The sequence below is a fragment of the Halomonas sp. SS10-MC5 genome (assembly GCF_015992245.1).
GTDB classification, from domain to species: Bacteria; Pseudomonadota; Gammaproteobacteria; order Pseudomonadales; family Halomonadaceae; genus Halomonas; species Halomonas sulfidoxydans.
In genome coordinates this window covers 2,330,106-2,353,805 of the sequence record NZ_CP065435.1, presented here as the reverse complement: position 1 = coordinate 2,353,805, position 23,700 = coordinate 2,330,106, and the positions used below count along the sequence as shown (strand labels likewise).

Sequence of the window (23,700 nt, the reverse complement as noted above, 5' to 3'; positions counted from 1 at the left end):
CAAAGTAGGAGACGTGATGGCCCGACGTCAGCGTGGACCTGCTCATGTAAGTGACCGACCGGTCGGCTATGGCGTGCCGGCGCTGCTGGCGATTGGCCTGCACGTGCTGGTGTTGATCCTCAGCGTGGTTACCTTGCCCCAGCGTCAGCCGGAGTCGCAGACGACCTCCATCGTCCAGGCCACGCTCGTCAGCACCGAGACCACGACCGACCAGGCCCAGCGGGCCGAGGAGGCCCGCGCGCGCGCCGAGGCCCGGCAGGCCGAGGAGCAGGCGCAACAGGAAGAAGAGGCCCGGCAGGCCGAGGCCGAGGAGCAGGCGCGTGAGGAGGCCGAACGGCAGGCGGCCGAAGAGCAGGCGCGCCAGGCCGAGCAGGAGCAGGCCGAACGCGAGGAGGAGGCGCGCCGCTTGCAGGAGGCCCGCGAGGAAGCCGAGGCGGAGGCCCAGCGCCGCGCCGAGGAGGCCGAGCGGCAGGCCCAGCTGCGCGAGGAACAGGAGGCCGAGCGCCAGCGCGAGGCCGAGGAGCAGCGTCGTGCCGAGGAGGAAGCCCGGCGTCAGCGCGAGGCCGAGGAGGAAGCCCGGCGCCAGCGCGAGGCCGAAGAGGAAGCCCAACGCCAGCGCGAGGCCGAGGAGGAAGCCCAACGCCAGCGCGAGGCCGAGGAGGAAGCCCGGCGCCAGCGCGAGGCCGAGGAGGAAGCCCAACGCCAGCGCGAGGCCGAGGAGGAAGCCCGGCGCCAGCGCGAGGCCGAGGAGGAAGCCCGGCGCCAGCGCGAGGCCGAGGAGGAAGCCCAACGCCAGCGCGAGGCCGAGGAGGAAGCCCGGCGCCAGCGCGAGGCCGAAGAGGAAGCCCAACGCCAGCGCGAGGCCGAGGAGGAAGCCCAGCGCCAGCGCGAGGCCGAGGAGCAGCGGCGTCGCGAGGAGGAGGCGCGCCGTGCAGCGGAGGCTGCCTCCCAGGGACTCGAGCGTGCCATCGAGGGCGAGTCGGATAGCGTGGCCGATGCCCGGCAGGGCCAGGAGGCGGCCAACAGCTTCATCAACCTGGTCCGCCGTGCGGTGGAGCAGGCCTGGGTGATCCCGCCCGGGGCCAGCGGCGGGCTGTCTGCTACCGTTCAGGTCCAGCTCGGGCCCTCGGGAGAGTTGTTTGGCGCTACCATTAGTCAGAGTAGCGGAGACAGCAGCTTCGACCGCTCCGCCATTCAGGCGGTGGAAGCTGCCGCCCCGTTCAACGAACTGCGCCAATTGCCGCCAACGGCGCAACGTGACTTCCGCCAGTTCAATCTGCGTTTCACACCGGGAGATGTACGCTGATGAAAGCCCTGATGACCACCTGGCTGGCTGCCGTGCTGCTGATGTTCGGCGCGCTCGCCCATGCTCAGTCCGACCTGACCATCGAGATCACCCGCGGCAGCGACCGGGCGACCCCCATCGCCATCGTGCCGTTCGCAGCAGACGGCGAGGAGTTGCCCGGGGACGTGGCCCAGATCATCAGTGACGATCTGGAGCGCAGTGGCTTCTTCGAGCCACTGCCGCGCGATGCCATGTACGACCGTCCCAGCTCCGGCGACCAGGTGCGCTATGGCCAGTGGAGTGCGCTCGACGTGCGCTATCTGGTCGTCGGTCAGGTCAGCCGCGGGGCGGAGGGCTACCGCATCCGCTACGAGCTGATGGACGTCAGCGGTCAGCGCCGCATGCTCGGCGAGAGCGTCACTGGTGGCGCCAACGAGTTGCGTGCCGTCGCTCACTTCGTCAGTGATCAGATCTTCGAGGCCATCACCGGCATCCGAGGGGCTTTCTCGACCCGGATCGCCTATGTCACCGCCCAGGGCACCGGTGACGACGCACAGTATGCTCTCTACGTTGCCGATGCCGATGGCCACAATAGCCAGCAAGTGCTGAATTCGCGCCAGCCGATCCTGTCTCCCTCCTGGTCGCCGGATGGCCGTCGGCTGGCCTACGTCTCCTTCGAGACCGAGCGACCGGCGATCTACGTGCAGGACGTGAACACCGGGCAGCGGACCAGGCTGACTTCGTTCGACGGCATCAACGGGGCGCCGGCCTGGTCGCCCGACGGACGTCGCCTGGCCATGACCCTGTCGAAGGACGGCCAGCCCGAGATCTACGTGATGGATGTCGGCTCGCGCAATCTCGAGCGCATCACCAACAACTCGAGCATCGACACCGAGCCGGCCTGGTCGCCCGACGGGCGCAGCCTGATCTTCACCTCGGATCGCAGCGGTGGGCCGCAGATCTATCGCTACAGCTTCGGTGGCGGTGAGGCCGAGCGCCTGACCTTCACCGGCAACTACAATGCGCGGGGACGCATTTCGCCGGACGGCGAGTCGCTGTTCCTGATCCATCGCAGCAATGACGGCTATCAGGTGGCGCGGCAGGACCTGGATTCCGGCCGCCTGGTCGTACTCAGTGACTCCCGTTTGGATGAATCCCCTAGTGTTGCACCCAACGGGACCATGGTAATCTTCGCCACCCAGCAAGGTAACAGCGGGGTGTTGGGGGCCGTGTCGGCCGATGGACGGGCGTCCTACCGGTTGCCTTCGGCACAGGGTGACGTGCGTGAACCCGCATGGTCACCGTTCTTGAACTAATGGTACGTGTCATTCGAATCCTGTGAGGAGTTTGACGATGCAATTCAAGTCGCATGCCAGAATCCTGGCAATTGCCCTGTCCCTGGCTCTGGTTGCCGGCTGTTCGAGCACCGGGGGAAGCCGTGACGGGTCCATGGATGGCACGGGCGCCAATGGCGGCGTCGGGACCGGAACGGCCGGCTCGGGCCAGGTCAGCGGCTCCGGCGTCAGCGGCGACCGTTCCGGCCAGCAGGCCGACGGCCGCATCCCGGAAGTTCGCACCATCTATTTCGACTTCGACCGCGACAGCATCCGTCCGGAATTCGAATCGGTGCTGGTGTCGCATGCGCGCTATCTGCGTTCCAATAGCAATGCACGCGTCGTGCTGCAGGGCCACACCGACGAGCGCGGCACCCGCGAGTACAACATGGCGCTGGGTGAGCGTCGTGCCAACGCGGTGAAGCGTTTCCTCGAGGTGCAGGGCGTCTCCCCGTCCCAGTTCGAGGTGGTGAGCTATGGCGAGGAGCGCCTGGCTGCACGTGGCAACAGCGACGATGCTCATGCCCAGAACCGCCGCGTCGTGTTTGCCTACTGAGCGAACTGGCGCCGACGTGCGCCAATGGAGTGAAGCATGAGACACAGTCTGAAAAGGCTGTGCGGCGCGGGAGCCCTGGTGCTCCCGCTGTCCGTGATGAGCCTTGTAGAAGCCCAGCAGCGCCCGATCGTCGAAGACCGCACCGCACAGCCGCGGGGGTTCCTCGAACAGGCCGAGGTGCGCGAGGAGGCCGGCGGCAGTCTGGTGATGTACAACCAGCTGCAGGAGCATCAGCGCGAGATTCAGCAGCTGCGCGGACAGATCGAGGAACTGCGCCACCAGCTCGAGCAGCTGCGCAACCAGACCCGCCAGCAGTACCTCGATCTCGACGAGCGGCTGATGGCCGGCAGCGCCGGCATCGAGGCCAACCCGCAGGTCGATCAGGAGTCGGCCCGCCAGGTGGCGCAGACCCCCTCGCCAAGCGGCAACAGCCCCGACGCCCAGGCCGCCTACCAGGCCGCCTTCGCTCGCGTCCAGTCGCGGGAGTTCGCCGAGGCCATCCAGGCCTTCGAAGCCTTCGTCACCGACTACCCCGATACCAACCTGACCGCCAACGGCTACTACTGGCTGGGCGAGCTGCACTCGGCGGAAGCCAACCTGGACCAGGCGGAAGCCGCCTTTCGCCAGGTCATCGACAACTTCTCGCAGAGCAGCAAGGTGCCCGATGCGCTCTACAAGCTGGGCCTGATCAAGGCGCGTCAGGGCGAACTCGACGAGAGTCGTGGGCTGCTCGAGCGCGTGCGTGACGATTACCCCGACTCCAGCGCGGCGGGGCTTGCCAACGATTTCCTGCGCCAGTCCCTGTAGCGGACTGGTCTCGTCCAAGGAGCCAAGATGACCTGCAAGATCGACTACGTGGCACCGGCCGACCTGCTCGCCGATCGCATCATCCTCGTGACGGGGGCCGGCGACGGTATCGGTCGGGCGGCGGCATTGGCCTTCGCTCGACACGGTGCCACCGTGATCCTGCTGGGCCGCACCATCGCCAAGCTGGAGAAGGTCTACGACGAGATCGAGGCCGCCGGCGGCCCCCAGCCGGCCATCTTCCCGCTCAACTTCGAGGGCGCCACGCACAAGGACTACCATGACATGGCCGAGACCCTGGACAGGGAGTTCGGCCGGCTCGACGGCATCCTGCACAACGCGGGGCTGCTGGGTCGCATCACGCCGTTCGAGCAGTACAACCCGGAGCTGTGGGAGCAGGTGATGCAGGTCAATTTCAACGGGCCGATCTGGATGACCCAGGCCCTGCTGCCGCTGCTGCAGGCCTCGCCCGATGCCTCGGTGGTCTTCACCTCATCCAGCGTCGGGCGCAAGGGGCGGGCGTTCTGGGGGGCCTACGCGGTGTCCAAGTTCGCCACCGAGGGCTTCATGGAAGTCCTCGCCGACGAGGTCGAGCACCTGGGTACGCTGCGCGTCAATTCGCTCAATCCCGGGGCGACCCGTACGGCGATGCGTGTCAATGCCTACCCGGCAGAAGACCCGAATACCCTGCGCACGCCGGAAGCGATCATGCCGACCTACCTGTGGCTGATGGGGCCGGAGAGCAAAGGGCACAACGGCGAGCGCTTCGACGCCCAGCCGCCTAGGTAAGCAAATGGCTGCGCGGGACTGCCTGGGGCGTCTCAGGCAGGCTCCAGCAGGGCTTCGACCAGTTTCTCGCAGGTCTCGAACCAGCAGTCGGCCGGCCACTCCCGGTAGTCGTCTCCCTCCTCGATGTAGCCGTAGCCGACGGCCACCGCGACCATGCCGGCGGCGCGGGCCGCCTGCATGTCGCGCAGGTGATCGCCGATGTACCAGCACTGCGAGGCCGGTACGCCCAGCTGTTCGGCGGCGGCCCATAGCGGTTCCGGCGCCGGCTTGCGCTGCGGCAGGTCATCGGCACACAGCAGCGCGCCCGGTGCCAGACCCAGCGCCTCGACGAGCGGCGCCGCATAGGCGCGGGGCTTGTTGGTAACGATGCCCCAGGGGCGGCTCCCCGCTTCCCAGCTGGCCAGCAGCCGGTCGAGGTGGGGGAACAGGCAGCTCTCTTCCGCCACGGCCTGGCCATAGGCGTCGAGCAGGAACTGACGCGCCGCGTCGTGGTCCTGGTGCGCCGGCTCGATCCCCAGCGCCAGGGTGACCAGGGCACTGCCACCGTTCGACACCTGGGCGCGAATCAGCGGGTAGGGCAGCGGCGCGAGGCCATGGTGGGCGCGCAGGGCATTGGTGGCGCGGGCCAGGTCCGGGGCCGTGTCGACCAGCGTGCCGTCGAGGTCGAACAGCAGGGCATGGGGCGAAGCTGTCATGCCGGCTCCCGGCGGCAGTGCATCAGGTAGTTGACCGAGACGTCCCGCGGCGAGAGGCGATAGCGGCGCGTCAGCGGGTTGAAGACCAGTCCGCTCTGCTCGCGAACGGCAAGCCCGTGTTCGCGACACCAGCCGGCCAGCTCGGAAGGGCGGATGAACTTGCGATACTCATGGGTACCGCGGGGCAGCATCTGCAGCAGGTACTCGGCGCCGACGATGGCCAGGGCATAGGCCTTGGGGTTGCGGTTGATGGTCGAGAAGAACAGGTGGCCGCCGGGCTTGACCAGGGTGGCACAGGCCTGGATCACCGAGCCGGGGTCGGGCACGTGCTCGAGCATCTCCATGCAGGTGATCACGTCGAACTTGCCCGGGTGCTCGGCGGCCATGGCCTCGGCGCTGGCCTGGCGATACGCGACCTCGACGCCGCTCTCCCGGGCATGCAGGCGTGCCACGCCAAGCGGCGCCTCGCCCATGTCGATGCCGGTGACCCGCGCGCCGCGGTGCGCCATGGCCTCGGCCAGAATGCCGCCGCCGCAGCCCACGTCGAGCACCTCGCGGCCGGCCAGGCCACAGCGGGCGTCAATGAAGTCCAGGCGCAGCGGATTGATGTCGTGCAGCGGCTTGAACTCGCTGTGCGGATCCCACCAGCGGCTGGCCAGGGCCTCGAACTTGGCGATCTCGCCCTGGTCGACATTGTGGTGGAGGGTAGCGCTCATGTGGTCTCTCCGTGTCAATTGGTCCGGCACCCTGGCAACATTCTTTACCTTCGGTATCATGCACATTGTACCCGTAGCTGCCCGGGCTTTCCCATGACGGAATCAAGGACCGGCCCGGGGAGTATCGTTCACGTCCATTCATCAACCGACAAGGAAGGCACCCATGATCCGCAAGGCCGTACTGCCCGTGGCCGGTTTCGGCACCCGCTGCCTGCCGGCTTCCAAGGCAATTCCCAAGGAGATGATCACGATCGTCGACCGTCCCGTGATCCAGTACGTGGTCAACGAGGCGGTGAAGGCCGGTATCCGTGACATCGTGCTGGTGACCCACGCCAGCAAGAGCGCCATCGAGAACCACTTCGACACTCACTACGAGCTCGAGGCAACGCTCGAGGCCAAGAACAAGCAGGAGCTGCTCGACGAGCTGCGTGCCATCGTGCCCGCCGACGTCAACATCATCAGCGTGCGCCAGCACGAGCCGCTGGGGTTGGGGCATGCCGTGCTCTGCGCGCGCCCCGTCATCGGCGACGACGAGCCTTTCGCGGTGCTGCTGCCCGACGTGCTGGTCGACGACGAGGGACTCGAGCGCAACGACCTCGCCGGCATGCTCGAGGCCTTCGAGGCGACCGGGCGCTCGCAGCTGATGGTCGAGGAGGTGCCCTGGGAGAACGTGCACAAGTACGGCATCGTGAGTCCCCAAGGCGAGGCTCCGACTGCCGGCAATGCCTGTCCGCTGGCCGGCGTGGTCGAGAAGCCTGCTCGCGAGGAGGCGCCCTCCAACCTGGCGGTGATCGGTCGCTACGTGCTACCGGGCAGCATCTTTCCCCTGCTGGCCGAGACGCCCCCCGGCGCCGGCGACGAGATCCAGTTGACCGACGCCATCGAGACGCTGCGTCAGCGCGACGGTGTCGATGCCTGGCGCATGCGCGGCAAGACCTACGACTGCGGGCATCAGCTCGGCTATCTCGAGGCCACGCTGGTCTATGGCCGCCGTCACCCGCGCTTCGGCGAAGGCTTCCGCGAGCTGCTGGCCCGCTATAGCCAGGCGAGGTGAGCGTCATGCGCATCGAGATACATGGCAGTGAGCTGGCGGCGGCGACAGCCGCCGCCGCACTCTCCTGGGTCGGCCATCAGGTGCGTTGGGTGCCGCACGAGAGCATGCGTTGGCCATCGCTCAGCAAGGCCGACTGGCTGCGCCGGGAGCCGGACCTGCTCGACCGCCTCGAGGAGGGGCTGGAGCAGGGGACCCTGCACCTGGCCAACGGGGAGGGTGGAACCGACACCTCGCCGCAAGGTGTCGACATCCTCTGGCTCGCGCTGTCGCCTGAGCAGCGCGAGGAAGCCGGTGACCTGGTCGCCCGGGTCGCCTCGCGCGAACCGGGCCCGCTGACCCTGGTCAACAACTCGACCTTTCCCGTCGGCGAGACCGAGCGGCTGGAGGCGCGCCTGGAGAGCGGCGCGCGGCGCGCGGTGGCCCTGGTCGACATGATCGAGGAGGGGCGGGCGTGGGCCAGCTTCACCCGTCCGGGCCGCTGGCTGCTGGGCTGCGACGACGAGCAGGCCGAGACCCAGGTGCGCGAACTGCTGCGTGCCTTCAATCGTCGCCGCGACGTGATCCAGTTGATGCCGCGCCGGGCTGCCGAACTGACCAAGCTGGCGACGATCGGCATGCTGGCCACGCGGATCAGCTACATGAATGAGATCGCGGGGCTCGCCGACAGCCTGGGGGTCGACGTGGAATACGTACGCCAAGGCATGGGGGCGGATTCGCGAATCGGCTACGAGTACCTCTATCCCGGCTGCGGCTTCGGCGGACCGCATTTCTCGCGCGACCTGATGCGCCTGGCCGACGTGCAGGAGGCCAGCGGGCGTCACTCGGCGCTGCTCGAGCAGGTGCTGGACATCAACGAGCAGAAGAAGGAGACGCTCTTCCGCAAGCTCTGGACCCATTTCCAGGGCCAGCTCGAGGGGCGCACCCTGGCGATCTGGGGGGCCGCCTTCAAGCCGGGCTCGGCGCGCATCGATCACGCCCCGGTGCTCACGCTGCTCGAAGCGCTATGGGCCCAGGGCGTGCGGGTGCGACTGCACGATCCGGCGGCGACCCCGGCATTGCACGCCGCCGTGGGCGACCATCCGTTGCTGTCGCTGTTCGACGGCGACCCCTATGCCGCCTGCGAGGGTGCCGATGCACTGATGCTGGTCACCGAATGGAAGCACTACTGGAACCCGGACTGGCCGCGCCTGGCCGAGCTGCTGCGCGAGCGTCTGCTGCTCGATGGCCGCAATATCTACGACCCCAACCACGTGGCCAGCTGGGGACTGACCTACCGGGGCATCGGTCGCCGCGCGGATGCGCGAGAGCGGCCGGCGACGCGTTGAGGCAGCAGTGTGCGCGCAGGTGCTTGACCTGCTTACAATGGACAGGCGCCTGCCGCATCTGCCCACAAGGAGCTTGACATGCCCGAAGCGCGTCCCTCCGAGCGACGTCCCATCGTGCCCGATCCGGATTCCAGCCTGACAAGGCCGCGCCGTCCTTCCCAACCGCAACCACGCCTGTGGCCACTGAAGTTCGCCGTACTGCTGCTTCTGGCCCTGCTGCTCGTGGCGATATGGCTGGGTTGGCAGGAGCGCGAACGGTTGAATGCCCAGCTGCAGCAAGTTTCCGCCGAGATGTCCAACGTCCATGCCCGCTTCGATGCGGAAGAGGGGCGCGGCGATCGTCTGGAGAACATCGAGTCGCGTCTCTCCTCCACCGAGGAGCATGCCGAGTCGATCGTGGCACGCATGGCGGGGCTGGAGGTCGAGGTCCAGCAGGTCAGCGAAGGGGACGCCTCTCGGTTCGAGGCGCTCGACGAACGTGTCGATGACGTGTCGGCCAGGCTCGGGCGGCTGGCCGAGGAGGCCGAGGATCGTGATGCCCTGCTGGTGGCGGTACGCGCCTCCCTCGACTCGCTGGAACGTGCCGGCGAGGAGGGGCGCAACGCCTTGGCCGCCAGGGTCGAGGCGCTGGCCGAGGCCAGCGAGCGCCACGGCCAGCGCCTTGACGAATTGCGCTCTCAGCAGGAGGAGCTGGCGGAAAGCCAGCAGGGCGTGAGAGCATCGTTCGATGAGCGGTTCGACAGCACGGATCAGCAAGTCCGGCAGCTCGTCGAACAGGAGCTTGCCGCGCTGGAGGAAAGCTTCGCGACACGGGAAGCGGCCCTGCAGGAGCGCCTCGACGAGCTGTCCGGCGAGCTCGAGGCGGTTGCCGAGCGCGGCGATGCCGCCCAGGACATCGAGACCCTGAGGGGGCGCTTGACCTCGATGGAGGCCGAGCTCCGTGAGCTGCGTCAGGAGCAGCTGTCACTCAGCGCAGGGCTGGAAGCCCTGCGGTAATCTGCCTGGCCCAGGTGCGGGCCGGGCGAGAGTCAAGTCGGGAAGCCGTGAATATGGGAAGAGGCGTGATCTCACGCATGGGGGCGGCGGCCCTGTGTCTCGGCATGGTGCATGGAGCGCTGGCACTCGAGGCACGTATCGACGGACTGGAAGGCGACGTTGCCGACAACGTTCGTTACTACCTCGACGATCTGGATGCTGCGCAGTATGACCGCCGTCGTCTGGAAGGCGAGGCGGTACGCCGCACGCGCGAGGCCATGCGCGTCTATGGCTACTACGAGCCGCGGGTGCGCCCACGGCTCGATGAACAGGATCCCCCGCGCTACGTCAGCCTCGCCATCGACCCCGGCCCCCGGGTGGTGATCGAGGTTCTCGACGTTCGCCTCGAAGGCGAGGCTGCCGGGGACGAGCCGTTCGACGACACCTTGGGCGCCTTCCCGCTGAAAGAGGGGGACCCTTTGGTGCATGCGCCCTGGGATCGCATGCGCAGCCGGCTGGCCAATCTCGCGCTCGAGCGCGGCTACTTCGACTGGGCCTTCACCGACCGGCGCATGGAGGTGCGGCCCTTCGACCAGAGTGCCAGGCTCTATCTCACCCTCGACAGCGGGCAGCGCTACGCCTTCGGCGACATCGCCATTCGCGGCAGCCACATCGTCGAGGAGCGTTTGCGCAACCTGGCACCCTTCGAGCCCGGCGAGCCCTATCGGGCCAGTCAGGTGGCGCTCTATGCCCAGCGCCTGGGGCAGACCAACTGGTTCAGCTCGGTCAGTGTGCGACCCCGGCTCGATGCCCGTCGTGAGCTGGCCCTGGCGCCGCCGACCCTGGGCTGGTGGAACGTGGTGGAAACCGAGGGCGACGCCGCGCTGCCGCAGGCGCCGTCGTCGCGTACGGCCATGACCGCAGGCCCCCGGCTCTCCGCCTTGGCGCTGGACGCCGCCGCGCGGCTCAATGCCCCCGAGCGCCCCAGCATGCCAATCGACGTGGCGCTGGATCCCGCCGATCGCCACCAGTTCGAGACCGGCATCGGCTACGCCACCGATGTCGGGCCGCGGCTGCAGTTCGGCTGGAACCAGCCGTGGATCAACCGCTATGGTCACAGCCTCGAGCACGACGTCTTTCTCTCGCAGCCGGAACAGCAGCTGAGCGGCACCTACCTGATGCCGCTCGACGACCCCCTGCGCGATCAGTACCGCTTCCAGTACGGCTTGCGCCACCGCGACAACGAGGATACGCGATCCAACGAGGCGACCGTTGAGCTGGCTCGACGCTGGGAGTTCGACAACCGCTGGGTGCAGACCCTGTTCGCGCGCGCTACCTACGAGGACTTCACCCAGGGCGGGGAGGACGAGAGCGTCTTCATCTACTACCCGGGGGTGAGCTGGTCGCGCGTGCGGACCCGTGATCCTCGCTTCCCCACCTGGGGCGATCGCCAACGCGTCACTTTCGAGTATTCCGACACGTCCTGGGGGTCGGGTGCCGACTTCCTGCGCATGACGGGCAATACCGAGTGGATACGCATGCTGGGGGACGATCTGCGCTTCGTCACTCGTCTCGCCCTGGGCGCCATCGAGACCAGCGACTTCTCCAAGGTCCCTCCCTCGCTGCGTTTCTTCACCGGTGGCGATCGTTCGGTTCGCGGCTACGGCTACGAGACCCTGGCGCCCCGCAACGAAGAGGGCCTGCTGCGCGGCGGCCAGCAGATGCTGGCCGGCAGCGTCGAGGTCCAGCGCCGCGTCACCGGCAACTGGTGGGGGGCGGCCTTCGTCGACAGCGGGGATGCCTTCGACGACTGGTGGCCGCAGGCCCTCAATACCGGGGCCGGCCTCGGCGTACGCTGGATTTCCCCCGTGGGGCCGGTGCGCTTCGACATCGCCCATCCCTTCGATGACGAGGAGAACTCGTGGCGCCTGCACTTCGCCATCGGCCCGGAATTCTAAGATGCGGTCATTGATTCTTGCCATTCTGAAACTGCTGGTTGTGCTGCCTGTGCTGGCGACCGGGGTCGTGTTTCTCGTGATCGGCCTGGCGCTGTCACCGTGGGGCGCCGGTCTGCTGCTCGAGGAGGGCGCCGAGCGCGGTTATTACCAACTGGAGCGGGTCGAAGGGGCGCCGCTGGACCGCCTGGTGCTGCATGGCTTCCGACTCGAGGCCGGCCCCGCCGAGATCGCCGCCGAGCGGCTCGAGCTCGCCTGGGCGGACGATTGCCTGCTGCGTGGCCGGCTGTGCATCGAGCGCCTGGCCATGCAGGGAGGGCACGTAAGGCTGCATGAGACCGGGGCTGGCGAGCCGGGAGAACCGGAACGACAGGTCGAGGCGAGCGACCCCATCCAGTTGCCGCTGCCCCTGGAGGTCCGGGAGTTGACACTGCAGGACACCCGGGTCGAGCTGGCGGACGGCACCCGGATCGAGCTCGAGCGGCTGGCGACGGCAGCCCAGGCGGAGAACAGCCAGCTGCACCTGGCGGCCTCCCGCGCCGATGGCCTGCGTGTCGAACTGCCGCAGTCACCGGAGCCGACGCCGGAAGCGGGCCAAGGGGCGCCTCCGGTCCCGGCAGAGGAACCGTTCGTGGATGAGGCCTCCGGGGCTGCCGTCGTGCCGTTCCGCTTCCCGCTCGATATCGTGGCGCCGCAAATCGACGTGGAGGATGTCGAGCTGCGACTTGCCGACGGGACGCGTATCGGATGGGATCGCCTGCATACAGGCGTCGAGGCGGAGGACGAGCGGCTCACCCTGTTGCCGACGCGGCTCGTTGCGCTGCGGGTCGCGATGCCTCCGGCGGCCACCGCGCTGGCCCTGGAGGCGGCGGGAGACGCCGCGGTGCTGGACGAGCGGGCGCTGGCGGCAGCCGAGGCCGTGCAGGCGCCGGCCAGCGCTGACGAAGCGGCGTCGCTACCCCTTGACCAGCGCGAACGCATCGCGCTGCCCGATATCACCCTGCCGGTGACCGTGTCGGCACCGCGCGTGCATGTCGATGGCATCGAGGTGAGCGGGCCCGTGGACTACGACTTGCGGTTCCTGACGCTCGCCTTCGAGGCGAGTGGCCAGGAAGTGGAGATTGCGGCGTTGAAGGTTGCCAGCCTCGATGCCGACGCCCGCCTGACCGCCCGGGTCATGCTGCGTGACGACTATCCGCTCGAGGCACGACTCGAGGCCGCCTTGTGGGTGCCCGAAACGATGCCCGAGCTGGCCGGCCAGCGCCTCGAACTGACGCTGGACGGCAACCTGGGCGAGTTGAGCACACGGCTGACCGCGCGCGGCCCGGTGGACGCCGAGCTGACCGCCAGCGCCGATGTGCTGGACCCCCGCGTGCCGTTCGATGCCGCGCTGCAGAGCGAGTTCCTGCAGTGGCCGCTGCCGATGGCCGCCGCTCAGGCCGACGGCACGGAAGTCGCCGAGCCGTTCGTGGTGGAGGACCTGACGCTGAAAGCGTCGGGCAGCCTGGAGAATTACACCGCCGCGCTGTCGATGCGCCTGGAAGGCCCCGACATTCCCCTGACCCGGGTCGCCCTGTCGGGAAGCGGCGATTTCGAGCACTTCGCCTGGACGCCGCTGTCGCTGGCACTCGGCGATGCCTCGGTGGTCAGCCGCGGGCGGATCGAGTGGCAGGAGGGCTTGAGCGTCGATGCCACCGCTCGCCTCGACAATGTCGATCCTGGGCTGTTCACCGAAGCGATGGAGGGGCGCCTGAGCGGCAACGTCGACGCGACCTTCCGCCAGACCCCGGCGGGGTGGCAACTGAGTGTGCCGCGCCTCGCCATCGACGGCGTGCTGCAGGAGCTGCCGCTGTCGCTGCGGGCACGCCTGGCAGGCGACAGCGACATGCAATGGCAGGTGCATGAGTTCGACTTCCGCCAGGGTGACAATCGCATCACGGCGGAAGGCGCCATCTCCGAGCAGCGCATGGATCTTGGCGGGGACATCTCGCTCACCGAGCTCGGCAGCCTGCACGATGAGCTCAGCGGCAGCGTGACCGGGCGCTTCCGCACTGCGGGTACGTCGGGGCGGCCGCGGTTGAACCTCGATCTGCAGGGCAACCGGCTGGCCTTCGCTGACAACCGCGTCGAGGCGCTGGCACTGTCGGGCAGTGTGGAGGGGCTCGACGACCCCGAACTCGACCTGGCGCTGGACCTCCAGCGCCTTGATGCCGGAGGCCAGCGCTTCAGTGACGTGAGTCTCGACCTGAGCGGTCGCCTGTCGTCACATCGGGCAAACCTGACGGCGCTTGCCGGGCGCGACATGCCGCTCTCGCGGGCAGAGCTGAGCCTCGAGGGTGGGCTCTCCACCGAGCGACAGCGCTATACGGGGCGTATCGAACCGCTTGAGGTCGATAGCGATTACGGTGACATGCGTCTCGATTCGCCGGTCGAGTTCGAAGCCGACCTCGCCAACGGGCGGGCCCAGGTGCAGCCCTTCTGCCTGCGTCGCGAGCAGGGGGGGCGGGTCTGCCTGGACGAGACGCTGCAGGCCGGCGCCGACCAGGGACAGGTTGTGCTGTCGATGCGCGGCCTGCCCATGGACCTGCTCGCCGAGTGGTTGCCGGAGGAGTGGCGCGCGAGCGGCGAGACCGACCTGCGGCTCCAGGCAGGTTGGCGCCAGGGCGGCAACCGCTGGAACGTCGAGGCGGAGCTGGACAGCGCGCTGGACCTGGAGGGAGTCGACATCTACGGCCAGCCCTGGTCGATGCCCGATACGCGACTCAACGTGACGCTGGATGCCGATCAGGCGCGTACGGCACTCAATCTTGACCTGACCCTGGGCGATGCCGGGCGGCTCGATCTGGATATCGGTCTCGACGACCCGCTGGGGGCCGCCGAGCTGAGCGGCACCCTGGTGCTGGACGGGCTCAATCTGTCGCGTTATCGCACCCTGGTGCAAGGGCTCGACACGCTGGAGGGTGTCGTCAGCGGTCGGGTCGGGATATCGGGGACCCGCGACAACCCGAGCCTGGACGGGGCGCTCGAACTCACCGGACTGCAGGCCTCGGGTCTCGACGTGCCGCTGATCGTCGAGGATGGCCGCATACGCGTCGAGTTCGCCGGCGACAGCGCGCGATTGATGGGTTACGTCGCCAGCGACGAGGGGCGCCTGGTCATCGACGGCAACGCCAACTGGCCCTCTCTCGACGAGTGGCGCATCGCCGTGGACCTGGACGGCACCCGCCGCCCGCTGCTGGTGAGCCTGCCCCAGTTCGGGCGCCTGCGCATCGCCCCGGAGATCGCCGTGCGTATCGATCCCCGGCGACTGCGCGTGCGCGGCGATGTGCAGGTGCCCTGGGCGAGGCTGGAGATCGGCGAAGCGCCGCCGGCGGCCGTCAGCCCCAGCCCGGACGAGATCATCATCACCCGGCGCGACGAGGCGCGGGCCCGGCAGCGCGAGGACCTGCCGGCCACCGCGGGCGACGACGAAGCGGCCGCCGTGGCCCTGCGCGAGGCCGGCATGGTGCTGGATGTGCGCCTCGAGCTGCATCTCGGGCCGGACATGCAGCTCGCCGCGTCGGGACTCGAGACCGGGCTGGCCGGCACCCTGCAGGTGCGTCAGCAGGACGGCCCGGTGCAGCTGTTCGGCGAGGTCAACCTGGTCGATGGCCGCTTCCGCGCCTTCGGCCAGGATCTGCTGATCCGCCAGGGCCAGCTGCTGTTCAGCGGCCCGCCGGACCAGCCGCTGCTCGACTTCGAGGCCATTCGCAATCCGGACATCACCGAGGACGGCGTCATCGCTGGCCTGCGAGTGACCGGCTTCGCTGCCGAACCGACCCTGACGATCTTCTCCGAACCGGCCATGGACGAGGCTCGCGCGCTCTCCTACCTGCTGCGCGGGCGTGCACCGCGGGATGGCGACGCCGATGGCGCGCTGACCTCCGCGCTGGTTGGCCTCACCCTGGGGCGTACCGGCGGCGCCGTGGGGGCGATCGGCCAGGCCTTCGGCATCGACGACCTGTCGCTGGAGACCACCGGGGTCGGCGACGAAAGCCAGGTGGTGGTGAGCGGCTACCTGACAGAGGATCTGCGCGTCAGCTATGGTGTCGGTATCTTCTCGCCGATCGCCGAACTGACGCTGCGCTACACCCTGTGGCGTAACCTCTACGTGCAGGCCGTCTCGGGTGCCGCCCAGGCCGTGGACCTGGTCTACATCTTCACCCGGCCGGGCAAGCCGCCCCGGATCGACGAAGCGCCATGATCGGCTGCCCCGGGGCGGGCGTCACGGGGCGTCAACGGGACCCGTTAACAGGAGAATCGCCATGACCGTCGAGCCTTCCCATGCCCTGCCAGGGCGCGACACCCCGATGCGCGTCTCGGGCGTGCATGCCGTCAACGGTCGCTCGATGCTGCCGCCGTTCCCCGCGGGACACGCGACAATCGTCTTCGGCCTCGGCTGCTTCTGGGGCGCCGAGCGCCTGTTCTGGCAGTTGCCCGGCGTCTACGTCACGGCGGTGGGCTATGCCGGGGGCGTGACGCCCAACCCCACCTACGAGGAGACCTGCACCGGGCGCACCGGCCACGCCGAAGTGGTCAGGGTGGTCTTCGACCCGCAGGAGGTGGATGTCGAGACGTTGCTCAGGGTGTTCTGGGAGGCCCATGACCCCACTCAAGGCATGCGGCAGGGCAACGATGTGGGCAGCCAGTATCGCTCGGTGATCCACACCACCAGCGATGCCCAACTTGCGGCCGCGCAGCACAGCCGCGACGCCTACCAGTACTCGCTGGCCCAGGCCGGGCGTGGCCGCATTACCACGGAGATCGCGCCGCTCGACGTCTTCTACCTGGCCGAGGAGTACCACCAGCAGTACCTGCACAAGAACCCGGGGGGGTACTGCGGCCTGCAGGGAACCGGGGTCAGTTGTCCGATCGGCTGAGGTGGTGATCCATCGCCGATTGGCAGGACGCGCCGGTGTCTGCCCAGCAGGCGAGTTCATGGGCCAGGCGCCGGGCCAGCCAGGGCTGCAGGCGCCGTTCGCGCCACTCCATGAAGCCGACATGGCCGCCGTGGCGGGTGATCTCCAGGCGCACTGCATCGGCCGGATCGGGCAGTCGCTCGAACAGGCCGGCGGGCATGAACGGATCGTCGTCGGCGTGCAGGATCAGGGTGGGCAGCTCGACTTCGCCGAGCAGGCGCCCGGCGGAGGCGCGGCGGTAATAGTCGGCGGCATCGCTAAAGCCATGCAGCGGCGCGGTGACGGCGTCGTCGTAGTCGCGCAGGCTATCGATGCGTGCCAGCGCACGGCTATCCAATGCCAGGGGCAGCTCGCCGCGTGCGAGACGTGGCGCGACCTTGCGCTTGAGGGCGTTCAGCAGGTGGCGTTCGTAGAGGCGGGAAAACCCCCGGTGCAGTCTCTCGGCGCTGGCGGCGAGGTCGAGCGGTGCGCTGACCACGATCGCACCGGCCAGGTCGAGACCGCCGCCGCCCTGTTCGGCGACGAGCTTGAGCAGCATGTTGCCTCCCAGCGAGACACCCGCGGCCACCTTCAGCGCCTTGGGGTAGCGCCGCGACAATTCACCGATCAGCCAGTAGGCGTCGGCGGTGTCGCCGCTGTGGTAGGCGCGCGGCAGCCGGTTGGGTCGGCTGCCGCAGCCGCGAAAGTGCATCAGCAGAGCCCGCCAGCCCATGCGGCTGGCCGTGGCCAGCAGCCAACGGGCATAGGGTGACTGGAACGAGCCCTCGAGCCCATGGAACAGCACGAAGAGCGGCGCGCCGGAGTCGGCAGGGGCCGGGAGGATCCAGTCGAGCTCCACGAAATCGCCGTCGGGCAGTTCGAGGACCTCGCTGTTGCGTGCGAGGTGGGGCCGAGGCAGGCATCGAGGCAGCAGCGTCTGCACGTGCGGGTTGGCCAACCCGCGCGGGGGAACGAAGCCGGTCTGCTGCCACCGTTCAGGCATGGGTCACTCGATGTCTGCGGTCAGGTTCCTGGCTGAGTTGGCCGTGACAACCACGTTATCCTCGATCCGAATGCCGCCATGGGGGGCGAGGCGCTCGATCGAAGCCCGGTTGAGGTGCCGCCCAGCAGGCCCCGACGTGAGCGGCTCGAGCAGCATGGGGATGACGTACAGCCCCGGTTCTATGGTGACCGCCATTCCCGCTTCCAGTTCCCGTGTCAGGCGCAGCGCCGGGTGCTGGGCGGGCGGAGGCAGCGCCGTGCCGTCGCTGGCCCGGCGGCCGGCCACGTCGTGGACCTGGATGCCGAGCAGGTGGCCGAGTCCATGCGGGCAGAAGGCACGGGTGATGCCGCTTTCGACGGCCGTCTCCGCAGAGCCGGTGACCAGCCCGCTGGCGACCAGCAGCTCGCCGAGCAGGCAATGCATCCGTTCGTGCAGTTCGACGAAGTCAACGCCGGGCGCGACCGCTTCGACGAGGCGCTGCTTGATATCGTGCATCCCCGCGACCAGGTCGCCGAAGAGCGGTTCGGCATCTGCCCCGGCCCAGGTGCGGGTGATGTCGGCGCAGTAGCCGCGATGGCGGTGACCGGCATCCACCAGCAGGCTGTATCGCTCACGTGGCGCTTGCGTGTCGTAGTGCTGATAGTGCAGCACCGCGGCATGGGCGCCGCTGCCGACGATGTTGCCGTAGGGGAGCTCGCTTTCACGCTGACGCGAGGCCTGGAGATAGGCCAGGTGGACGTCGAGTTCGCTGCCGCCGGCCAGGAAGGCCTCCCGCGCGGCGCGGTGCCCGAGCCCGGCCATGCGATTGGCCTCGCCCAGGCAGGCGACCTCGTAATCGGACTTGCGTACACGGCCTTCATCCAGCGCGGTGAGCAGGGCGGCTGGGTTGAGTTCCGCACCAAGCGCGGCGGATGTGGCGGCGGAGACATCGCCGACCACGGCAAGGCGACCGCCGGCGGCAATGGGGGGCGCCTCGTCGTAGCGTCCAGGAATCACTTCGAGCCTTTCGGTCCAGGCCTCGTCGGGGAGCTGCGCCGGCAGATGCCAGAAATCGTCGGGGGCATGCAGGTAACAGACGGGCCGTCGTCCCGGGCGGATCAGCAGCCAGCTATGGGCCAGGCCGGCCTGGCCGGTCCAGTGCTGAAAATGGCCATAGCTGCAGAAGCTGGCGTACTGGTCGTCGCCGAAGTGCAGGGCAGGGCGGCCGCTGTAGATCAGCACGCCATCGTAGCCCAGGGCCGCCAGGGTCTCGACGTAATGGCGTTCCAGGGCCTGGAGATGTTGCTGCTGAAGCGTGGCGAGTGGATCGGCCATGGCGTTTCCCTGGGGTGTCGTCGCTCGCAGTGTAGGGGGCATCGCCCACGGTTTCGAGTCGGCCCGAGTCAGGAGGCGTCGGGGCTCGCCTCGATGCGGTCGATACGGTAGAGCGTAGCCACCTGGTCCAGGCCCTTCACGGTGCACTTCAGGTCGGTGATGCGGCCGTCGCCAAGGCCGTAGATCCAGCCGTGCACGGCCAGCGGCTGACCACGCTGCCAGGCGAGTTGGATGATCTTGGTGCGGCACAGGTTGTTGACCTGCGCCTGGACATTGAGCTCGCACATGCGATCGATCTGCTGGTCGAGTGGCAGGTGCGCCAGCACGGAGCGATGCTGACTGTAGAGTTCACGCACCGAGTGCAGCCAGTAGTCGACCATGCCGCATTCACCGCCGGCCACGGCTGCCCTCACGCCGCCGCAGCCGTAGTGGCCCACCACCATGATGTGCTTGACCTGCAGCATGTCGACGGCGTACTGCACCACGGACAGCGCATTCATGTCGTTGTGATGCAGCAGGTTGGCGACGTTGCGATGCACGAAGACCTCGCCCGGTGGCAACGACACGATCTGATTGGCGGGTACCCGACTATCCGAGCAGCCGATCCAGAGGTAGTCAGGGTTCTGCTGCTGCGACAGGCGTGTGAAGTAGTCCGCATCCTCGCGGCACATTCGCTCCGCCCAGGAGCGGTTGTTGTCGAGCAGGGTTTCGATGTCCTTGTCCATGCTGGGTCCGTTCGCCGGGGCTGTTGTCGAGGGCCTCTTTTACCGCCGCTGCGGATGGGGGTCAACCGGCGCAGTCGCGGGGGCGGCTCCACACGCCATGGGTCGCGCTGGTAAGATCGAGCGATTCGACCGGGCCGTCGTCCCACGCCCGGCAAGACGAGGAGAATCGAGTGTCTGACTTCGACTATGACCTATTCGTCATCGGAGCCGGTTCCGGCGGAGTGCGCGCCGCCCGCACCGCAGCGGCCGCCGGTGCCCGGGTGGCCGTTGCCGAGGATCGCTACCTTGGGGGTACCTGCGTCAACGTGGGCTGCGTGCCCAAGAAGCTCTACTCCTATGCGGCCCACTTCCACGACGCCTTCCAGGACGCCCGTGGCTTCGGCTGGCGCCTGCCCGAAGCGCCAGTGTTCGACTGGGCCACGCTGCGTGACAACAAGGTTCGCGAGATTATCCGGCTCAACGAGATCTACGGCCGCCTGCTGGACAGCGCCGGCGTACGCTTGATCCATGGTCGTGCACGGGTGGTGGATGCGCACCGCGTCGAGGTGGCGGGCGAGAGCATTACCGCCGCCAAGATCCTGGTGGCCGTCGGTGGCTGGCCCTGGGTGCCCGACTTCCCGGGGCGTGAGCTCGCCGTGACCTCCAACGAGGTGTTCGACCTGGCGCAGCTGCCGCGGCGCTTCCTGGCCCTCGGCGGCGGCTACATCGCGGTGGAGTTCGCCAGCATCTTCAACGGCCTGGGCAGCGAGTCCCATCTGGTTTACCGGGGCGAGCTGTTCCTGCGAGGCTTCGACCGCGAGGTTCGCGAGTTCACCCGCGAGCAGATGGCGGCCAAGGGCGTCAGGCTGCATTTCGAAGCCAACGTCGAGCGTATCGACAAGGTCGAGGGTGGGCTTCTGGTCACGCTCACCAACGGCGAGTCGCTGGAGGTCGACGCCGTGCTGGCGGCGACGGGGCGCCGGCCCCACCTGGAAGGCGTGGGGCTCGATGCGCTGGACATCGAGCTCAACGGCGACGGCACGGTCAAGGTCAACGAGCGCTTCGAGACGTCCGTTCCCTCCATCCTGGCGCTGGGCGACGTCATCGGCGGGCCGGAGCTGACCCCCGTGGCGCTGGCGGAGGCGATGCATCTGGTGCAGCAGCATTTCGGCGACGCCCCACCGGCCCCGATGGATTACCGCAATATCGCCACTGCGGTGTTCTGTCATCCCAACATCGGCACGGTCGGGCTCTCGGAGGAGCAGGCGCGCAAGCAGTACGGGGCGATTCGGGTCTACCGCACCGACTTTCGCCCCATGAAACATACGCTCTCCGGCAGCGAGGAGCGCTGCCTGATGAAGTTGATCGTCGCCGACGACAGCGACGTGGTCGTCGGTGCCCACATGGTGGGCGAGGAGGCCGGCGAGCTGATCCAGGGCGTCGCCATCGCCGTGAGGGCCGGCCTGACCAAGGCGGATTTCGACGCCACGGTCGGTATCCATCCGACGGGTGCCGAGGAGTTCGTCACCATGCGCACCCTTTCACGCCGCTGAAGCGCTCCTCCACGCCACTTCGGGCCGCCTTCGAGCGGCCCGATGTCGTTCCGACTCCCGGTCGTTTCCTGGGCTACACTTTCCCTGGCGCTTCGGCAACTGTCGATAAATTTTTGTTATTGAACTGTGCCGCTCTCATAATGCTAGTTTTGATTTAATGATGAGCCCTGTTATCATTACGAGCAACATCGCTACAGCGAAGCCTAACCATGAACGTGACAACGCAGCCCTTCACACCTTCCGCCGACCTGGCCCGCCCCAGCGTGGCCGATGCCGTGGTCGGCAGTGATGCCTCGCCACTGTTCATTCGCAAGCCCAACCCCGACGACGGCTGGGGAATCTACGAGCTGGTCAAGTCGTGTCCGCCGCTCGACGTGAATTCCGCCTATGCCTACCTGTTGCTGGCGACCCAGTTCCGCGATAGCTGTGCCGTCGCCACCAACGAGGAGGGCGAGATCGTCGGCTTCGTCTCGGGCTACGTGAAGAGCAACGCGCCGGATACCTACTTTCTCTGGCAGGTGGCGGTGGGTGAGAAGGCCCGCGGCACCGGCCTGGCCCGCCGCCTCGTCGAGGCCGTCATGAGTCGCCCCGAGCAGGGAGAGGTCCACCATCTGGAGACCACCATCACGCCGGACAACCAGGCGTCCTGGGGGCTTTTCCGGCGCCTGGCCGATCGCTGGCAGGCACCGCTCAACAGTCGTGAATACTTCTCCACGGACCAGCTCGGCGGCGAACACGACCCAGAGAACCTCGTGCGCATCGGTCCCTTCGACACACGGCGCATCTGATCCTACCCGAATCGCTGGATGGTCGAGCCCCTCGGCCGTCCATGCTTTCCTACGCTTGACTATCCCGACAGGAGGTCGACATGCAGACCCAGACTCTCGAACGGCTCGAATCCAACGTGCGGACCTATTCCCGCTCCTTCCCGGTCGTCTTCACCCAGGCCAGGAACGCCCGGCTGACCGATGAGAACGGCCGTGAATACATCGACTTCCTCGCCGGCGCCGGCACCCTCAACTACGGTCACAACAACCCCCACCTCAAGCAGGCGCTGCTCGACTACCTGGAGAGCGATGGGATCGTGCACGGCCTCGATTTCTGGACTGCCGCCAAGCGCGACTACCTGGAGACGCTGGAGGAGGTGATCCTCAAGCCGCGCGGGCTCGAGTACAAGGTCCATCTGCCGGGCCCGACCGGTACCAACGCCGTCGAGGCGGCCATCCGCCTGGCCCGGGTCGCCCAGGGGCGACACAACATCGTCACCTTCACCAACGGTTTCCACGGCGTGACCATGGGCTCGCTTGCCGCCACCGGCAACCGCAAGTTCCGCGAGGCCACCGGCGGCATTCCGCTGCAGGGCAGCGCCTTCATGCCCTATGACGGCTACCTGGGTGAGCACGCCGACAGCCTGGATTACTTCGAGAAACTGCTGGGCGACAACTCCAGCGGCCTGGATATTCCGGCGGCGGTGATCGTCGAGACGGTACAGGGCGAGGGCGGCATCAACGTGGCCGGCCTCGACTGGCTCAAGCGCCTGGAGCGGATCTGTCGCGACAACGATATCCTGCTGATCGTCGACGACATCCAGGCCGGCTGCGGCCGTACCGGCAAGTTCTTCAGCTTTGAACACGCCGGCATCAAGCCCGACATCGTGACCAACTCCAAGTCGCTGTCCGGCTTCGGCCTGCCGTTCGCTCACGTGCTGATGCGTCCCGACCTGGACAAGTGGAAACCGGGCCAATACAACGGCACCTTCCGCGGCTTCAATCTGGCCTTTGCCACGGCCGCCGCCGCCATGCGACAGTACTGGCGGGACGATACCTTCGAGCGCGATGTCCAGCGCAAGGGCAGGGTAGTCGAGGACCGCTTCCAGAAGATCGCGGCCTGGATCAGCGAGCAGGGCGTAGCGGCGTCAGAGCGTGGCCGTGGGCTGATGCGCGGTATCGACGTCGGCGATGGCGAGCTGGCCGACAGGATCACCGCCAAGGCGTTCGAGAAGGGGCTCGTGATCGAGACCAGCGGTCAGGCCGGTGAGGTGGTCAAATGCCTGTGCCCGTTGACCATTCCCGACGAGGACCTGCTCGAGGGGCTGGACATTCTCGAGGCAAGTGTCAAGGAAGTCATGGCCTGAGCGACGTCCGTCCGACGCGGCACCCATGACCTTTTGTCGGCCGGCTGCAGCGGCTGCCGGCCAATCCATGGATTGAACGGAGACTTGGGAAAATGATCGTTCGCAATCTCGAGGAAGCGCGCAAGACCGAGCGCCTGGTCAAGGCGGAGAGCGGCACCTGGGACAGCACGCGCCTGGTGCTGGCCAATGATGGCGGTGGTTTTTCGTTCCACATCACGCGGATCTTCGAAGGCACCGAGACGCACATTCATTACAAGCATCACTACGAGTCGGTCTACTGCATCGAGGGCGAAGGCGAAGTGGAAACCCTGGCCGACGGCAAAATCTGGCCGATCAAGCCGGGTGACATCTACATTCTCGACCAGCACGACGAGCACCTGCTGCGCGCCCACAAGACCATGCACCTGGCCTGCGTGTTCACGCCGCCGATTACCGGCAAGGAAGTGCATCGCGAGGACGGCTCCTACGCGCCGGCCGACGAGGCATGAGATGAAGGCGATTGGCCGCCGCGTCAGCGAAGCCACGAACCCCGGCCGGCGAGTCGGGGTTCGTCGTGTGGATAGCGTC

At 67.8% G+C, this 23,700-nt stretch carries 20 protein-coding genes; 15 read left to right on the top strand and 5 right to left on the bottom strand.

Annotated features, from left to right (window positions below):
* The first annotated feature begins 16 nt into the window (after positions 1-16).
* From tolA to I4484_RS11035, 5 genes are read left to right on the top strand one after another with little or no spacing between them, the layout of a single operon-like run.
* Positions 17-1,306: a cell envelope integrity protein TolA gene (tolA, locus tag I4484_RS11055; RefSeq protein WP_197447364.1), complete on the top strand. Its 1,290-nt coding sequence runs from the start codon at positions 17-19 to the stop codon at positions 1,304-1,306.
* A complete protein-coding gene (gene tolB / locus I4484_RS11050) occupies positions 1,306-2,601 on the top strand; it encodes a Tol-Pal system beta propeller repeat protein TolB (RefSeq protein WP_197447363.1) in 1,296 nt (431 codons plus the stop codon). Before tolA ends, tolB begins: the two co-directional genes overlap by 1 nt.
* A gap of 37 nt (positions 2,602-2,638) precedes the next feature.
* Positions 2,639-3,175 (top strand): peptidoglycan-associated lipoprotein Pal, encoded by a 537-nt coding sequence (gene pal, locus I4484_RS11045; RefSeq protein WP_197447362.1) that lies wholly within the window; start codon positions 2,639-2,641, stop codon positions 3,173-3,175.
* Between the two features lie 36 nt (positions 3,176-3,211).
* Positions 3,212-3,982: a tol-pal system protein YbgF gene (gene ybgF, locus I4484_RS11040; RefSeq protein WP_197447361.1), complete on the top strand. Its 771-nt coding sequence runs from the start codon at positions 3,212-3,214 to the stop codon at positions 3,980-3,982.
* 27 nt (positions 3,983-4,009) lie between these two features.
* Complete coding sequence (locus I4484_RS11035) at positions 4,010-4,768, top strand: YciK family oxidoreductase (protein WP_197447360.1); 759 nt, start codon at positions 4,010-4,012, stop codon at positions 4,766-4,768.
* Between the two features lie 32 nt (positions 4,769-4,800).
* Here the strand turns inward: I4484_RS11035 and I4484_RS11030 are convergent, their stop codons facing one another.
* The gene (locus I4484_RS11030) at positions 4,801-5,463 is read right to left on the bottom strand and encodes an HAD-IA family hydrolase (protein ID WP_197447359.1); all 663 of its coding nucleotides are present in this window, start codon (positions 5,461-5,463) and stop codon (positions 4,801-4,803) included.
* Positions 5,460-6,179 (bottom strand): bifunctional 2-polyprenyl-6-hydroxyphenol methylase/3-demethylubiquinol 3-O-methyltransferase UbiG, encoded by a 720-nt coding sequence (ubiG, locus tag I4484_RS11025; RefSeq protein ID WP_197447358.1) that lies wholly within the window; start codon positions 6,177-6,179, stop codon positions 5,460-5,462. The genes I4484_RS11030 and ubiG overlap by 4 nt, the downstream gene beginning before the upstream one ends.
* 163 nt (positions 6,180-6,342) lie before the next feature.
* On the opposite strand from ubiG, the gene galU reads away from it, so the two are divergent.
* The 6 genes from galU (at position 6,343) to msrA (ending at position 16,407) form a co-directional block, all read left to right on the top strand.
* Positions 6,343-7,233, top strand: a complete 891-nt coding sequence (galU, locus tag I4484_RS11020; RefSeq protein ID WP_197447357.1) for a UTP--glucose-1-phosphate uridylyltransferase GalU — start codon at positions 6,343-6,345, stop codon at positions 7,231-7,233.
* A gap of 5 nt (positions 7,234-7,238) precedes the next feature.
* The gene (locus tag I4484_RS11015) at positions 7,239-8,558 is read left to right on the top strand and encodes a UDP-glucose/GDP-mannose dehydrogenase family protein (RefSeq protein ID WP_197447356.1); all 1,320 of its coding nucleotides are present in this window, start codon (positions 7,239-7,241) and stop codon (positions 8,556-8,558) included.
* Positions 8,559-8,636: 78 nt separating this feature from the next.
* Positions 8,637-9,554, top strand: coding sequence for a hypothetical protein (locus I4484_RS11010; RefSeq protein ID WP_197447355.1), 918 nt, complete (start codon positions 8,637-8,639; stop codon positions 9,552-9,554).
* Between the two features lie 65 nt (positions 9,555-9,619).
* Positions 9,620-11,491, top strand: coding sequence for an autotransporter assembly complex family protein (locus tag I4484_RS11005; RefSeq protein WP_330932856.1), 1,872 nt, complete (start codon positions 9,620-9,622; stop codon positions 11,489-11,491).
* Between the two features lies 1 nt (position 11,492).
* On the top strand, positions 11,493-15,731 hold the full coding sequence (locus tag I4484_RS11000) for a translocation/assembly module TamB domain-containing protein (RefSeq protein ID WP_197447354.1): 4,239 nt from the start codon (positions 11,493-11,495) through the stop codon (positions 15,729-15,731).
* 61 nt (positions 15,732-15,792) lie between these two features.
* Positions 15,793-16,407, top strand: coding sequence for a peptide-methionine (S)-S-oxide reductase MsrA (gene msrA / locus I4484_RS10995; RefSeq protein WP_197447353.1), 615 nt, complete (start codon positions 15,793-15,795; stop codon positions 16,405-16,407).
* Here the strand turns inward: msrA and I4484_RS10990 are convergent.
* The 3 genes from I4484_RS10990 to can form a co-directional block, all read right to left on the bottom strand.
* A complete protein-coding gene (locus I4484_RS10990) occupies positions 16,388-17,428 on the bottom strand; it encodes a hydrolase (RefSeq protein ID WP_197447352.1) in 1,041 nt (346 codons plus the stop codon). The genes msrA and I4484_RS10990 overlap by 20 nt on opposite strands.
* A gap of 3 nt (positions 17,429-17,431) precedes the next feature.
* Positions 17,432-18,742, bottom strand: a complete 1,311-nt coding sequence (gene pepQ, locus I4484_RS10985) for a Xaa-Pro dipeptidase (protein ID WP_197447351.1) — start codon at positions 18,740-18,742, stop codon at positions 17,432-17,434.
* Between the two features lie 68 nt (positions 18,743-18,810).
* The gene (gene can, locus I4484_RS10980) at positions 18,811-19,467 is read right to left on the bottom strand and encodes a carbonate dehydratase (protein ID WP_197447350.1); all 657 of its coding nucleotides are present in this window, start codon (positions 19,465-19,467) and stop codon (positions 18,811-18,813) included.
* Positions 19,468-19,637: 170 nt separating this feature from the next.
* Here can and gorA point away from each other — a divergent pair, with 170 nt between their 5' ends.
* The 4 genes from gorA (at position 19,638) to I4484_RS10960 (ending at position 23,621) form a co-directional block, all read left to right on the top strand.
* Positions 19,638-20,999: a glutathione-disulfide reductase gene (gene gorA, locus I4484_RS10975; RefSeq protein ID WP_197447349.1), complete on the top strand. Its 1,362-nt coding sequence runs from the start codon at positions 19,638-19,640 to the stop codon at positions 20,997-20,999.
* 209 nt (positions 21,000-21,208) lie between these two features.
* A complete protein-coding gene (ectA, locus tag I4484_RS10970) occupies positions 21,209-21,787 on the top strand; it encodes a diaminobutyrate acetyltransferase (RefSeq protein WP_197447348.1) in 579 nt (192 codons plus the stop codon).
* A gap of 80 nt (positions 21,788-21,867) precedes the next feature.
* The gene (gene ectB, locus I4484_RS10965; RefSeq protein WP_197447347.1) at positions 21,868-23,133 is read left to right on the top strand and encodes a diaminobutyrate--2-oxoglutarate transaminase; all 1,266 of its coding nucleotides are present in this window, start codon (positions 21,868-21,870) and stop codon (positions 23,131-23,133) included.
* A gap of 92 nt (positions 23,134-23,225) precedes the next feature.
* Positions 23,226-23,621: an ectoine synthase gene (locus I4484_RS10960; RefSeq protein WP_197447346.1), complete on the top strand. Its 396-nt coding sequence runs from the start codon at positions 23,226-23,228 to the stop codon at positions 23,619-23,621.
* Positions 23,622-23,700 lie beyond the last annotated feature (79 nt).